Below are 13852 nucleotides of genomic sequence, written 5' to 3' on the forward strand. Positions count from 1 at the left end.
GCGGCCAAAACCGCACCCCAGGCCGTGGCCAAGCCCGCCGCTGCACCGGCTGTGAAGCCTGCCGCCAAAACGGCAGCCAAGCCCGCCGCCAAGAAGGCCGCAGCCAAGTAAGCCAGACCTGGCGGGTGCCGAGCCTGATGGCAGGCACCCGTTTCACCTTTGAAGGAACTCTCCATGAGCACCACCTCCCTCGCTGGCAGCGTCGCGACGCAAGCCAATGTCTACTTCGACGGCAAGTGCGTCTCGCACACCGTGACCCTGGCCGACGGCACCCGCAAGTCGGTGGGCGTGATCCTGCCTGCTGCGCTGACCTTCAACACCGGCGCACCCGAAATCATGGAAACCGTGGCTGGCAAGGCCACCATCAAGCTGGCCGGCGCCACCGAATGGACCACCTACGGTCCGGGCGAAAGCTTCAACGTGCCGGGCAACTCGTCCTTTGAAATCAAGGTCGAGGGCGAGCCCTACCACTACATCTGCCACTTCGGCTGAACCGACAACAGCTCGCCCGGGCGGACGCGCACCGGGCCTGTCTGAACGCGACACCGCTTCGTGCCCACCGGGGGCGCGAGGCGGTTTTTTCATGGGCGACACATTTGTAGCCAGCCTTGTCTGGCAGGTGAAATCGTGTGAAGTTGATCCCCGGCTGTGACACGCGCAAGGTCAACTTGGTATTCTCGGACCGTTTCCCCAACTGCCCCAAGTGTCCCGATCGTGATCCAGTGCCTGCTTGTTGAAGACGATGTCGAGATCCGCGAACTGCTCTGCGGCTACCTGCAGGGATACGGCATGACCGTGGTCGCCGTGCCCACCGCCCAGGCGATGAACGAGGCACTGAAGCGTCAGCAGTTCGACGTGATGCTGCTGGACCTGATGCTGCCCGATGCCAATGGCCTGGACGTCTGCCGCCAGGTGCGCGCGCAGTCCAGCATGCCCGTGATCATGCTGACGGCCCAGGGCGACCCGATCAGCCGCGTGATCGGTCTGGAGATGGGCGCCGACGATTACATCAGCAAGCCTTTCGAGCCGCGCGAACTGGTGGCCCGAGTCAACGCCGTCCTGCGCCGCACCAACGGTGCACGCGGCGGCCCGCAAGATGCCAGTGGCACGCCGCTGGCGCGTTTCCAGGGCTGGTCCTTCGATCGGCTCAAGCGTCAGCTGACCTCGCCCGAGAACGTGGTGGTGCAGCTCTCTAGCGCCGAGTACCGTCTGCTGTCGGTGCTGGTCGACCACCCCGAGCGGGTGCTGTCGCGCGACCAGTTGCTCGACCTCTCGCGTGCGCCCGGCGTGGTCGTGAGCGACCGCAGCATCGACCTGACCGTCTCGCGCCTGCGCCAGAAGCTGCGCGATTGCGGCGAGGGCAGCGGCCTGATCCGCACCATGCGCGGTGAGGGCTACCTCTTTGCGGCCAAGGTGAGCGCTTGAAGAGAGTCTGGTCAGGTCTGTTCAAGGACACCCTGACCAAGCGGCTGTTCCTGCTGATCTGGGCGGCCCTCTTGCTCAGCCATGTGATCGGCTTCTGGTCGGCCTTCGCGGGCGCGCCGGGCTGGCGCCCTACCTTGAGCCAGGTGCCACCCGTGCCCTCGATGCCGCCGTTGCCCGGGGGGCTGCCCGATCGGGATGCAGCGCCAAGCGCAGCGCAGGACGCCAACCGGCCTGAACGCCGTGGCCCGGATCGGCGCCCGGGCCCTTGGGGTGAGGGGCGTACCGGTGCGCCACCCGAGGGCATGGGCCCCGATCGACCCTGGACTGACCGCCCGCACGACCGGGTTCAGTCGCCCGGGCCTTTCCGGGGGGGGCTGCCTTTCGGTGTGCAACCCAATCTGTGGCTGGATTACTTCGTGCGCATCGTGGTGACGGGCGCCGCGGCCTGGCTGGGTGCGCGCTGGCTGACGGCGCCCATGCGCCGCCTGGCCGAGGCTTCGGGGCAGCTGAGCCAGTCTCTGGTGCGCAAGGAACCCTTGCCCCAGCTCGATGAACACCGGGGCACCCTGGAGGTGCGCCAGACGGCCCAGGTCTTCAACGCCATGGCGCGTCAGCTGCAGGACCAGTTCGACGAACGCAGCCTGCTGATGGCCGCCGTCTCGCACGACCTGCGCACCCCACTGACCCGCCTGCGCATGCGCCTGGAACGCCTGCGGCCCGACCCGGTGGCCGAGCGCTGCGTGGAAGACGTGCAGGATGTCAACGCGATGATCGAGGCCGTGCTCGATGCGCTCAACGAGGAACGCCGTCAGGAAGCGCCCCAGACCATCGACGTGCTCTCGCTGGTGCAGGCCATGGCCGACGACATGGCCGAAGAGGGCCAACCCGTCACCGCCGAGGGGGACGCTGCGACCATCCAGGTCCAGCCCGTGGCCTTCAAGCGCATCCTGGGCAACCTCATTGGCAACGCCATCCGCTATGGCCAGCAGGCCGACATCCGCGTGCGGCGCAGCGAAGGCCGCGTGCACATCTGTGTGGACGACCAGGGCCCGGGCATCCCCGCCGACCTGATCGCCGCCGTGTTCAAGCCCTTTGTGCGCCTGGAGACCTCGCGCAACCGGGACACCGGCGGTGTGGGGCTGGGCCTCTACATCGCGCGCGAACTCACGCTGCGCAATGGTGGCCAGATCACGCTGCGCAACCGCCCCGAGGGGGGCTTGCGGGCCGAGATCAGCTTCCCGGCACACCCGCCCGAGGCCTGAGCCTCGGTGCCGTCAGACGACGACGGGTTCGGGCTCCAGGCGGATGCCGAATCGCCCGTAGACGCTCTCCTGGATGGCGCGTGCCAGCGTCACCACCTCGGCGCCACTGGCGCCACCGCGGTTGACCAGCACCAGGGCCTGTCGCTCGTAGACGCCGGCGCGGCCGATGCTCTTGCCCTTCCACCCGCAGGCGTCGATCATCCAGCCGGCGGCCAGCTTGAAGCTGCCATCTTCCAGCGGGTAGTGCACGATCTCGGGGTCGCGACCGATGATGTCGCGGCACTGCTCGGCCGAGACCACCGGGTTCTTGAAGAAGCTGCCAGCGTTGCCGACCACGCTCGGGTCGGGCAGCTTGGCGCGCCGCACCTCGCAGATCCAGTCGAAGATCTGACGCGGGCCGGGTGAGGCGATGCCCGTTTCGGCCATCTTGCGCTCGAGCTCGAGGTAGCCCAGCACCGGCACCCAGGGGCGCGGCAGGCGCAGGCGCACCGTGGTGATCACGCTCTTGCCCTGGAGGTGCTGCTTGAAGACGCTGTCACGGTAGCCGAAGGCGCACTGGGCGGCGTTCAGCGTGATGCTGCGGCCCGTGACGAGGTCGACGGCATCCAGCGATTCAAAGCGGTCTTTCAGCTCGACGCCATAAGCGCCGATGTTCTGCACCGGGGCCGCACCCACCGTGCCCGGGATCAGGGCCATGTTTTCCAGGCCGGGCAGGCCGTGGTCCAGGCACCACTGCACCGTCTCGTGCCATGATTCGCCTGCACCCACTTCCACGATCCAGGCGTCTTCGCGCGCTTCGAGCAGGCGGATGCCCTTGATCTCGAGCTTGAGCACGCACAGGTCGACGTCCTGCGTCAGGACCAGGTTGCTGCCGCCCCCCAGGATGAACTTGGGCGCGATGCCCAGTTCGGGGTGGTTGACCACGCGTTTCACATCGGCCTCGGAGCGCACGCGCACCAGGGCCTTGGCCACCGCTGGCAGGCCAAAGGTGTTGAAGGCCCGCAGGCTGGCGCCGCGCTCGATCTCGAGGGCGGGCGGCGTGGAGGGCGGAACGGCGGTCGGGGAGTGCATGGCAGAATTTTCGCAGACAAAGGAGTAAGCAATGCCCAGTTTTGACACCAAGCTCGATCCGAACCTCGAATCGGTCGACAACGCCGTGAACGTCGCGTCCAAGGAAATCGGCACGCGTTTCGACTTCAAGGGCACCAGTGCTGCCGTCGAGTTCAACAAGAAGGAGAAGGAAGTCACCCTGTTTGGCGACGCCGACTTCCAGATCGAACAGGTGCGCGATGTGCTCTACGGCAAGCTGACCAAGCAGAAGGTCGACATCCGTTTCCTGGACCTCGGCAAGATCGAAAAGATCGGCGGCGACAAGGTCAAGCAGGTCATCAAGGTCAAGGCCGGCATCGAGTCGGACCTGGCCAAGAAGATCGTCAAGCTGATCAAGGACAGCAAGCTGAAGGTGACAGCCAGCATCCAGGGCGATGTGGTGCGCGTGCAGGGCAACAAGCTCGACGACCTGCAGGCCGCCATCGCCCTCATGCGCAAGGACCTGACCGAAGCCCCGCTGACCTTCGACAACTTCCGCGACTGAACACCTTTTGCCCCCCATGCGTCACCTGCTTCGCCTCTTGCCCATGATGGCCTGTGCTGCCCTGGGGTGGGCGTTGCCGATCGAGGGGACCATGGCACAGGCCCAGGGCGCCGCGCCCACCGTGGCCCTGAGCGGCCGCATGGGCAGCAAGGCCCTGCTGGTGGTCAATGGCGGTGCGCCCAAGGCGCTGGCCGCCGGCGAGGTGCACCAGGGCGTGAAGGTGCTGAGCGTGGGGGCCGACCAGACCGTGATCGAGGTGGGCGGCCAGAAACAGGCCTTGACCCTTGGCGGCGCCCCGGTGAGCCTGGGTGGCAAGGGGGGTGACGAAGGGGGCACGCAGATCGTGCTGCAGGCCGTTTCGGGCGGGCACTTCGTGACCGATGGCAGCATCAATGGGCGCAGCACCCGCTTCATGGTCGACACCGGTGCCACCTCGGTGGCCATGGGGGCCGACGAGGCCCGGCGCCTGGGCATCAACTTCGAGTCCGGCCAGCGCATCTACGGCAACACGGCCAATGGCGTGGTGCAGGGCTTCAAGGTGTCGTTGGCCTCGCTGCGCATCCAGAACGTGGTGGTGCACAACGTCGAGGCGGCGGTGCTGCCCCAGCCCATGAACGCCATCTTGCTGGGCAACTCTTTCCTCACGCGCTTCCAGATGAAGCGTGAGAACGACACGCTGACGCTGACGAGGCGTTATTGAGGGATCGCCGGGCCCCATGAGGCCCATTCGTGCGGGTCGTGGGCGCAGAAGATGGTGAGGTCGTCCGGGTGAGCGGCCTTGAGTTCGCGCAGGCGCCGCTGGTTGGCCACGCGCTGCGCCCCGTCCACCTGAACCAGACGCTGGAACACCGTCAGCCCGATGGGGCAGTGCGGTTCGGCGGCCATCTCGCCGTGGAAGAAGTAGGCGTCGCCAGCGTGCAGCAGCCAGCCGCCGTCGGCCCGTACCGCCACGCCGCAGTGCCCCCGAGTGTGCCCGGCCAGGGGCACGAGCAGCACCTCGTCATCGGTGCCCGGCAAGGCATGGATGGCACCCAGGCCTTTCCAGTGCTCGCCCTCCTGCTGGTGGCGCACCCATTGCGGGCCGTGTGCCCATTGGGCCGGGATGTAGCGGCCCTTTTCGGCCAGGCTGGGGCGCTGCATGGCGGCCTGGTATTCGGGCTCGAAGACGTGCACCTGCGCCTGCGGGAAATCGCCCAGGCCGCCGGCGTGATCGAGGTCGAGGTGGGTGGGCACGATGTGGCGCACGTCGCGCGGGTCGAAGCCGAGCTCGCGCACCTGCAGCAGGGCGGTTTCCTCCATCAGCAGGCGCGGCCGCGTGATGGCGTTGAAGGCGGCGCCCAGGCGGCGTGGCTGGGTGACGTCGCCGGTGCCCAGGCCGGTGTCGACCAGGATGAGGCCATCGCGGCCTTCGATCAGCAGGCAATGACAGCACAGGTGGGCGCTGGCGAACCAACCGCCTTCGCCACTGAGCAGGCGCTGACCCAGCGGACACATCGAGCCGCAATTGAGATGGTGAACCTTCATGGGCGCTCCCGCGAGACCGTGCTCGGCGCATGATGGCAGGGGGCGTGGCGTTTGGCGATGTGCGCCAACCCGCGGTGGTGGCGGGGCCGCCACAGTGCCGGTGTGAGCACGCCCGTGCCGGGCCAGGGCGCTCCGCTCAGAGCCCGTGTCGCTTGATCTTGTCGTGCAGGGTGGTCTTGGCGATCTTGAGCGCCTCGGCGCAGCGCGCGACGTTGCCGCCCTGGCGGGCCAGTTCGGCGGCGATCAGGCCGCGTTCGAAGCGGTCCACCGATTCCGACAGCGACAGGTCGGTCGATGCCACCGCGCCGACCGGGCCGGCTTCGTCGAGCACGGCGTTGCGCACGCCCAGCACCAGGCAGTCGGCCACATTGCGCAGCTCGCGCACGTTGCCGGGCCAGGTGTGGGCCATGAGCTTGCCCAGCTGGGCCGCGCTCAGTTCGGGCTGTGGCCGGTTGAAACGCTGGGCGGCCAGCAGGGTGAAGTGCGCCATCAGCATGGGGATGTCCTCGCGGCGTTCGCGCAGCGGGGGCAGTTCGATGGTGACGACGTTGAGGCGGTAGTAGAGGTCTGCGCGGAAGGAGTTGTCCTGGGCGCGCAGCAGCAGGTCGTCCTTGCTGGCCGCCACCACGCGGCAGTCCACCTCGATGGCCTGGTTGGAGCCCAGTCGCTCGAGCTTGCGTTCCTGCAGGACGCGCAGCAGCTTGATCTGCATCCCCATGGGCATGCTCTCGACCTCGTCCAGGAAGAGCGTGCCGCCCTGGGCGTACTCGATCTTGCCGATGCGTTTTTTCTGCGCCCCGGTGAACGCGCCGGCCTCGTGTCCAAAGAGTTCGCTGTCGAGCAGGTTGTCGGGCATGCCGCCGCAGTTCAGGGCTACAAAGGGCGATTCGCGGCGGTGCGAGAAGTCGTGCAGGGCCTGGGCCACCAGCTCCTTGCCGCAACCGGTTTCACCGCGGATGAGGATGTCGACGGGCGACTCGGCCACGTCCAGCACCAGCTTGCGCACGGCCTGCATGGCGGGTGACTGGCCGATGAGCTTGCCCTCGATGCCGCTGCGGTGGGCCAGTTGCTGGCGCAGGGTGGCCACTTCCTGGCTGAGCTGGCGCTTTTCCAGCGCACGGCGCACGACCTCGACCAGCAGTTCCGAGGCAAAGGGCTTGGTGATGAAGTCATAGGCGCCGCTGCGCATGGCGTCGACGGCCAGGCTCACGTCACCATGGCCGGTGATCATGATGACGGGCAGGTTGGCGTCGTGCTGCTGACACAGGCGCACCAGCGAGAGGCCGTCGGCCTTGGGCAGGCGCATGTCGGTCACGACCACGCCCACGGTGCCGCTGGTGATGCGGGGCAGGGCTTCTTCGGCCGAGGCCACGCCGTCCACCGCCAGGCCGGCCAGCTGCATGGCCTGGACGCAGCCCAGGCGCACGTGGGGGTCGTCTTCAACGATGAGGATGGTGAGGGCGAGGCTCATGGGGTCGGCAAGGTGGGGCTGTGCGGCAGGCTGCTGGTGTGGCCCAGTGGCATGGGCCCGATGGGCAGGCCGTCCAGCCGTTTTTCGGGCAGGGTCACGGTGAAGCAGGCGCCGCCTTCGGGCAGGTTGTGCGCGCTGAGTTCGCCGTGGAAGTCCCGAACGATATCGCGAGAAATGGACAAGCCCAGCCCCAGACCGATGCCCACGGGCTTGGTCGTGAAGAAGGGCTCGAAGAGGCGGTCGAGCATGTCGGGCGGCACACCGCTGCCGGTGTCGGTCACGGTGAGGCGCACGTGGCCGTCATCGGTGCCCTGGGCGGCCAGGGTCAGCACCTTTTCGGGGGCGTCGCGCATGGCGTCGAGGGCGTTGCCCACCAGGTTGATGATGACCTGTTCCAGGCGGTTGGGGTCGCACCAGGCGAGGGTGTGCCCTTCCTGGCAGTGGTTGACCAGGGTGATGCCCTCGCTGCGCAGGCGTGAGGCGAACAGCAGCAGGGCATTGTGGGCGGCCTGGGCGATGTCGGTGCTGGCGGGGATGGAGGGGGACTTGCGCGCAAAGCCCTTGAGCGGCTGCAGGATGCCACCCATCTGGTCTGCCAGACGGTTGATCAGGGCCAGGTTGCTGCCCACGGTGTCGAGGTCGCCACGCTTGAGGAACTCGCTGGTGTTGCCTGAGAGTGTGCGGATGGCGCCCAGCGGCTGGGCCAGCTCGTGCGTGATCCCGGTGGAGAGCTGCCCCAGCACGGCCAGCTTGGCGGCCTGTACCAGCTCGTCCTGGGCGGCGCGCAGGGTCTGTTCGGCCTGGATGCGCTCTTTCACCTCCTGGCGCAACAGGTCGTTGGTGTTGCTCAGGGCCTGGGTGCGGCGCGCCACCTTCTGTTCGAGCTGGGCGTTGGCGCGTTCCAGCATGCGTTTGGCGGCCAGCTTCTGGGTGATGATGCGCCGGCGCTGGTTGACCACCAGCCACAGCAACGACACGAAGGCGGCGGTGGCGCTGCTCAGCAGGCTCACCAACATGGCCTGCTTGCGCACCGTGGCCAGGTTGGAAAACACCAGCAGCTGCCAGTTCATCTTCTGGATGTGCAGGCCTTGCACCAGCAGATCGTTGCCTACATGGGTGGGCATGCCGCTGCCGTTGACCACCAGGCCTTTGTTCAGTGCCTCCTGATCCTGCCCGGCCAGGCGGGCACTCAGGGCAAAGCGCGGCAGGCTCTTGAGGTTGTAGAGCTGGTTGATCTGCAGCTCGACGCGCTTGTCCAGGGGCTGGTCGATCAGGGTGTTGTACTGCCAGTCCGGCAGGGACGACAGGATCACCACCTGGTTCTCGTCGGCAATCAGGGCGGGCACGCCCAGCAGCGACCAGGCCTGCTCGATCGGGGTCAGCGGGATCTTGATCACGGCCACGCCCACCACACGGTTGCCGTCGCGCACCGGGCTGGAGAGGTAGTAGCCGGGCACGCCGCTGGTGTTGCCGATGGCGAAGTGGTGACCGGTGCGCCCGGAGAGCGCCTCGATGAAATAGGGCCGAAACGACAGGTCTTCGCCCACGAAGCTGCCGGGCTCGCCGCTGTTGCTGGAGGCCAGCACGATGCCGCGCTCGTTGAGGACGTAGGCCGCGGTGCTGCCCAGGTGGCCGTTGAGCTGCTTGAGGTAGCGGTTGACGGCGTTGCGGCGGGCCGCATCGGCCTGGTCGCCCATCAGCCCCACGACCTCGGGGTTGAGCTGGATGGTGGCCGGCACATGCTCCAGCCGGTTCAGCATGCTTTCGGCGGCGGCGGCGAAGAGCTCCAGCCGGTGCCCAGCATCGGTGCGCACCGAGGTCATGCCCTGGCGCAGGCTGAGCTCGTAGCCCACGAGGCCCGCGACCAGCATCAGGGCCAGGGCCACGCCTCCGACCAGCAGGGTGCGTGTGCGCCCGAGGATGTCCGGCATCGAGAGCGGCTCCTTCATGTGGAGCCAGGAGGTGTCTGACTCGGGCGTGGGCGAGGCGGGTTCTGACATGCCGGTGCTTTCAAAGCCAGGGGCGCTGCGGGGCGTGCCGGCAGCCCCGAGCCGGTGGCATCACCTCAGTGGTTGAGGATGCGGGCCAGGAACTGCTGCGCGCGGGGCGATTCGGGGTGGTCGAAGAAGTCGTTCTTGGGGCGGTCTTCCACGATCTTGCCAGCATCCATGAAGATCACGCGGCTGGCGACCTTGCGGGCAAATCCCATTTCGTGCGTCACGCACATCATGGTCATGCCTTCCTGGGCCAGCTCCACCATCACGTCCAGCACCTCGCCGACCATTTCGGGGTCGAGGGCGGAAGTGGGTTCGTCGAACAGCATGACGATCGGGTCCATGCACAGGGCACGGGCAATCGCCACACGCTGCTGCTGGCCGCCAGAGAGCTGGCCGGGCATCTTGGGCGCCTGGATCTTCAGGCCCACGCGGTCCAGCAGGGCCATGCCCTTGGCGACCGACTCTTCCTTGCCGCGGCCCAGCACATGCTGTTGGGCCAGGACCAGGTTGTCGATGATGCTGAGGTGGGGGAAGAGTTCGAAGTGCTGGAACACCATGCCGACGCGGCTGCGCAGCTTGGACAGGTTGGTCTTCGGGTCGCCCACCGAGGTGCCATCGACCAGGATGCGGCCGGACTGGAAGGGCTCCAGGCCGTTGACGGTCTTGATCAGGGTGGACTTGCCGGAGCCCGACGGGCCGCAGACCACGACCACTTCGCCCTTCTGGACGGTGGTGCTGCAGTCGGTGAGCACCTGGAAGGCGCCGTAGTGCTTGGAGACGTTCTCGATCTGGATCATGTTGGGTGCTCGGTGAAGGGTGGTTTCAGGCGAGGATCAAATGGGGCGCGGAGGGCCGTTGGGGCGCTTTCAGGCCCGTTCAGGCGCGCGCCGGCTTGCGCTGCAGGCGCTGAACCAGACGCGAAAGGCTGAAGCACAGCACGAAGTACACGGCGCCGGCAAAGAGCAGCAGCTCGACCAGGCGGCCGTCGCGGTCGCCCACCTTGTAGGCGGCGCCAAAGAAGTCGGCCAGTGCCGAGACATAGACCAGCGAGGTGTCCTGGAACAGCACGATGGCCTGGGTCAGCAGCAGCGGCACCATGTTGCGCAGGGCCTGGGGCAGGATCACCAGGCGCATGGTCTGGCCGTAGGTCAGGCCCAGGGCGGAGGCGGCGGCCATCTGGCCTTTGGGCACGCTCTGGATGCCGGCGCGGATGATTTCGGCGTAATAGGCCGACTCGAACAGCGCAAAGCCCACCAGGGCGGAGACCATGCGCACGTCGGTGCCGGGCTGCAGGCTGAACAGGCTGCTGAGCAGCTGCGGGATCACCAGGAAGAACCACAGCAGCACCATCACCAGCGGCACAGCGCGGAAGAGGTTGACGTAGCCGGTGGCAAACCAGCGCAGCGGCGCGCTGGACGATAGCCGCATCATGGCCAGCAGCGTGCCCCACACCATGCCGACCACCAGGGCGGTCAGGGTGATTTCCAGGGACACCAGCAGGCCTTCGCCCAGGAAGGGCAGGGCGTTGGGGATGGAAGACCAGTCGAATTCGTAAGCCATGTTCGTCTCCTTGCCTCAAGAGCCCATGTAGCCGGGGACGCGCAGCTTGCGCTCCAGACGGCCCATCAGGAACATCACGATCACGTTGATCGCCAGGTACATCAGCGTCACGGCGATGAAGGACTCATAGGGCTGGGCGGTGTAGTCCACCAGCTGGCGACCTTGGGCGGCCAGCTCCAGCAGGCCGATGGTCGAGCAGACGGCCGAGTTCTTGAAAATGTTGAGGAATTCCGAGGTGAGCGGCGGCACCACCAGGCGGAAGGCCATGGGCAACAGCACCAGGCGGTAGGTTTGCGGCAGGGTCAGGCCGAGTGCCAGGGCGGCACGGGTCTGGCCGATGGGCAGGCTCTGGATGCCGGCACGCAGTTGCTCGCACACGCGGGCGCTGGTGAACAGCCCCAGACAGATCACCGCGGCACCAAATTGCTGCACCACCGGGGGCAGCTGCTTGATGGCGTCACCCCATGCCGTGGGCAGGAGTTCGGGCACGATGAAATACCAGATGAACAACTGCACCAGCAAAGGGATGTTGCGCAGCACCTCGACATAAGCCGTGGCGATGCCCGACATCCACTTCACTGGCGCCGTCCTCATGACGCCCATCAGGGAGCCGATCAGCAGGGCCAGGATCCAGGCACTCAATGACAAGGCCACGGTCACCTTCAAGCCGGACCACATCCAGCCGAGGTAGGTGCTGCCGTCGCCGACAGCCGTGACTTGAGAAAAAACTGCCCAGTTCCATTGGTAGGCCATGCGTACTCCTTGATGGGTTCAATGCGTCAGAGGGTCACGCGCTCATCAGAACGCGTGGCGGATGCCCAGTTGCAGGGCCTTGACGTCTTTGCCGGGTGCCGTGGCGGGGCCCGAGCCGGTGGCGCCGGTGGCCGTCCAGTTGGTAGCCGAGCCGTTGTTGATCAGCGAACCCACAGCGTAAACGGTCGTGCGCTTGCTCAGGCCATGGGTGTAGCCCAGGCTGAGTTCGCTGGAACCAAAGCCGTCGATGTCCTTCGAGCGGCTGCCGGCCACTGCTGCGGTGACGGTGTCCATGGCGTTCACAGGGACGTTCACACCCAAGTAGCCTTCCACGCGCTTGCCGTAAGCCGATGCGGCGGTGCTGTCAACCAGCTTGGCCAGGTCCAGGTCCTTGACCCACTGTACGCCACCCAGCACCTTGAAGGCGCCGAAGTCGTAGGCAGCGGTCGCCAGCACGGAATTGGTGTCCTTGCCAGTGGTAGCCGTGCGCTTTTGCTGGGTCAGCGTCAAGGCTGCGCTGTAAGGGCCTGCGGCGTAGTTGACGGCACCAGAGTAGATGTTGCCGTAAGCCTTTTGGCCGGCCGTGGCGCTCTCGCCCAGCGAGACCAGCGCTTGTGCGCTGAAGCCGCCAGCCACGGGGCTCTTGTAGGCCACCGAGTTGTTGGCGCGCACGGTGGTCGACAGGATGCCACTTTCGACGCCAGAACCCAGACCCGTGCCGAAAGCGTCAAAGCCGTCGATGTTCGAGAACTGAGGGGTGTACTGGCGACCCAGGGTCAGCTGACCCAGGCTGGACGATTGCAGGCCGACGTAGGCCTGGCGACCAAAGGCCAGACCGCCCTGGCCGGATGAACCGGTGTCGGCGTTGATGCCCATTTCCAGTTGGAAGATGGACTTCAGGCCGTCACCCAGGTCTTCAGCACCTTTGAAGCCAACGCGGGAGCCGTTGAGGCCACCGGATTGGATCTGGGTCTGGGTGGAGGTACCCTTACCGTATTGCAGGTACATGTCGACCACGCCATAGACGGTCACGGTCGATTGGGCCGAAGCGGCGAATGCCGAAGAGGCCAGCAGGGCAGCGATGCTGACTGCACGCAGAGAGATGGAACGGGCTTGCATTTCAATACTCCATGAAGATGCGTTGGATGTCCTTGCTGTCGTTGGTGCGGGTCAGCGCCAGGGCAGCGAGGATGCGGGCTTTCTGGGGGTTCAGGTCGTGGGCGACCACCCAGTCGTACTGGTCATCGGGCTGCTCGGCATTGCGCAGCACGAAACCACCGCCGACCACGCGGGCCGAGCGGATGATCTGAATGCCCTTGGCGCGCAGTTCGCGCAGGGCAGGGACCACCTGGTTGGCCACCGAGCCATTGCCGGTACCGGCATGGATCAGGGCCTTGGCGCCGTTGGCCGCAAAGGCCTTGTAGGCGATGTCGTTGGCGTTGCCATAACCGTAGGCGATGTCGACCTGCGGCAGGGCATCGATCTTGTCGATGTCGAACTCCGAGTTCGTGGTGTGGCGCTTGACCGGGGCACGGAACCAGTAGGTCTTGCCTTCCACGACCATCCCCAGGTCACCCCAGGGGCTCTTGAACGCTTCGGTGCGGATGTTGACCGACTTGGCCACGTCGCGACCCGAGTTGATCTCGTCGTTCATCACGACCAGTGAGCCTTTGCCGGCGCTCGAAGGCGAGGCGGCGGTGGCCACGGCGTTGTACAGGTTCAGGGCGCCGTCGGCCGACAGGGCGGTACCCGGGCGCATCGAACCCACGACCACGATGGGCTTGTTGGTGTGAACGGTCAGGTTCAGGAAGTAGGCGGTTTCTTCCAGGGTGTCGGTGCCGTGGGTGACCACGATGCCGTCGACATCGGATTGCTTGGCCAGGGCCGAAACGCGCTTGGCCAGCTTGACCAGGTACTCGTTGGTGAAGCTTTCAGAGGCGATCTGGAAGACCTGCTCGCCGCGCACATTGGCCAGGTTGCCCAGTTCGGGCACCGAAGCCAGCAGCTTGTCGACCGGCACCTTGGCGGCCTGGTAGGTGGCGCTGTTGGCGGCCGAGGCGCCAGCGCCGGCGATCGTGCCGCCGGTGGCCAGGATCACGACCTGGGCCTTGGCGGCCGTTGCGGCTTGGGCCAGGGCGCTTTGCGCTGGCGCGAAGCCCAGGGCGATGGCACTGCCCATGGCCGACAGCCACAGATCGTGGTGATGCTCGACCATGGTCAACCCTTCGGCGCCGTCCAGTTGTACGGCGAACTTGGCCGACAGCTG

14 protein-coding genes are annotated in these 13852 nt (G+C 66.6%); 5 read left to right on the forward strand and 9 right to left on the reverse strand.

Going from position 1 to position 13852, the window contains the following annotated elements; all coding sequences use genetic code 11:
- Positions 1-174: 174 nt before the first annotated feature.
- The 3 genes from QZ994_RS14545 to QZ994_RS14555 all read left to right on the forward strand — a co-directional run bounded on the left by QZ994_RS14545 (position 175) and on the right by QZ994_RS14555 (position 2687).
- Complete coding sequence (locus QZ994_RS14545) at positions 175-492, forward strand: pyrimidine/purine nucleoside phosphorylase (RefSeq protein ID WP_290873043.1); 318 nt, start codon at positions 175-177, stop codon at positions 490-492.
- 222 nt (positions 493-714) lie between these two features.
- Positions 715-1425, forward strand: coding sequence for a response regulator transcription factor (locus QZ994_RS14550; protein WP_290873046.1), 711 nt, complete (start codon positions 715-717; stop codon positions 1423-1425).
- Entirely contained in the window at positions 1422-2687 is a 1266-nt protein-coding gene (locus QZ994_RS14555) for an ATP-binding protein (RefSeq protein ID WP_290873049.1), read from the forward strand. The genes QZ994_RS14550 and QZ994_RS14555 overlap by 4 nt, the downstream gene beginning before the upstream one ends.
- Positions 2688-2699: 12 nt before the next feature.
- Here QZ994_RS14555 and murB read toward each other — a convergent pair whose 3' ends face one another.
- On the reverse strand, positions 2700-3758 hold the full coding sequence (murB, locus tag QZ994_RS14560; RefSeq protein ID WP_290873052.1) for a UDP-N-acetylmuramate dehydrogenase: 1059 nt from the start codon (positions 3756-3758) through the stop codon (positions 2700-2702).
- A gap of 31 nt (positions 3759-3789) precedes the next feature.
- Between murB and QZ994_RS14565 the strand changes: the two genes are divergently transcribed.
- Both QZ994_RS14565 and QZ994_RS14570 read left to right on the forward strand, forming a co-directional pair.
- Positions 3790-4281 carry a YajQ family cyclic di-GMP-binding protein gene (locus QZ994_RS14565; protein ID WP_290873055.1) on the forward strand — a complete coding sequence of 164 codons (492 nt, stop codon included), beginning with the start codon at positions 3790-3792 and terminating at the stop codon, positions 4279-4281.
- Positions 4282-4297: 16 nt separating this feature from the next.
- Positions 4298-4981: a retropepsin-like aspartic protease gene (locus QZ994_RS14570; RefSeq protein ID WP_290873058.1), complete on the forward strand. Its 684-nt coding sequence runs from the start codon at positions 4298-4300 to the stop codon at positions 4979-4981.
- Here QZ994_RS14570 and QZ994_RS14575 read toward each other — a convergent pair.
- The 8 genes from QZ994_RS14575 to QZ994_RS14610 form a co-directional block, all read right to left on the reverse strand.
- Positions 4975-5805: an MBL fold metallo-hydrolase gene (locus QZ994_RS14575; protein WP_290873061.1), complete on the reverse strand. Its 831-nt coding sequence runs from the start codon at positions 5803-5805 to the stop codon at positions 4975-4977. The genes QZ994_RS14570 and QZ994_RS14575 overlap by 7 nt on opposite strands.
- A 136-nt stretch (positions 5806-5941) precedes the next feature.
- Complete coding sequence (locus QZ994_RS14580; protein ID WP_290873064.1) at positions 5942-7276, reverse strand: sigma-54 dependent transcriptional regulator; 1335 nt, start codon at positions 7274-7276, stop codon at positions 5942-5944.
- Positions 7273-9276, reverse strand: coding sequence for an ATP-binding protein (locus tag QZ994_RS14585; RefSeq protein ID WP_290873067.1), 2004 nt, complete (start codon positions 9274-9276; stop codon positions 7273-7275). The genes QZ994_RS14580 and QZ994_RS14585 overlap by 4 nt, the downstream gene beginning before the upstream one ends.
- Before the next feature lie 65 nt (positions 9277-9341).
- Positions 9342-10070, reverse strand: coding sequence for an amino acid ABC transporter ATP-binding protein (locus QZ994_RS14590; RefSeq protein WP_290873070.1), 729 nt, complete (start codon positions 10068-10070; stop codon positions 9342-9344).
- A gap of 79 nt (positions 10071-10149) precedes the next feature.
- A complete protein-coding gene (gene gltK, locus QZ994_RS14595) occupies positions 10150-10833 on the reverse strand; it encodes a glutamate/aspartate ABC transporter permease GltK (RefSeq protein WP_290873073.1) in 684 nt (227 codons plus the stop codon).
- Positions 10834-10848: 15 nt separating this feature from the next.
- A complete protein-coding gene (locus tag QZ994_RS14600) occupies positions 10849-11586 on the reverse strand; it encodes an amino acid ABC transporter permease (RefSeq protein ID WP_290873076.1) in 738 nt (245 codons plus the stop codon).
- A 45-nt stretch (positions 11587-11631) separates the two neighbouring features.
- On the reverse strand, positions 11632-12705 hold the full coding sequence (locus tag QZ994_RS14605; protein WP_290873079.1) for a porin: 1074 nt from the start codon (positions 12703-12705) through the stop codon (positions 11632-11634).
- A 1-nt stretch (position 12706) separates the two neighbouring features.
- On the reverse strand, positions 12707-13765 hold the full coding sequence (locus QZ994_RS14610; protein ID WP_290873082.1) for a type II asparaginase: 1059 nt from the start codon (positions 13763-13765) through the stop codon (positions 12707-12709).
- Positions 13766-13852: the final 87 nt, after the last annotated feature.

The sequence above is a fragment of the Aquabacterium sp. genome (genome assembly GCF_021768455.1).
GTDB lineage: Bacteria > Pseudomonadota > Gammaproteobacteria > Burkholderiales > Burkholderiaceae_C > Aquabacterium.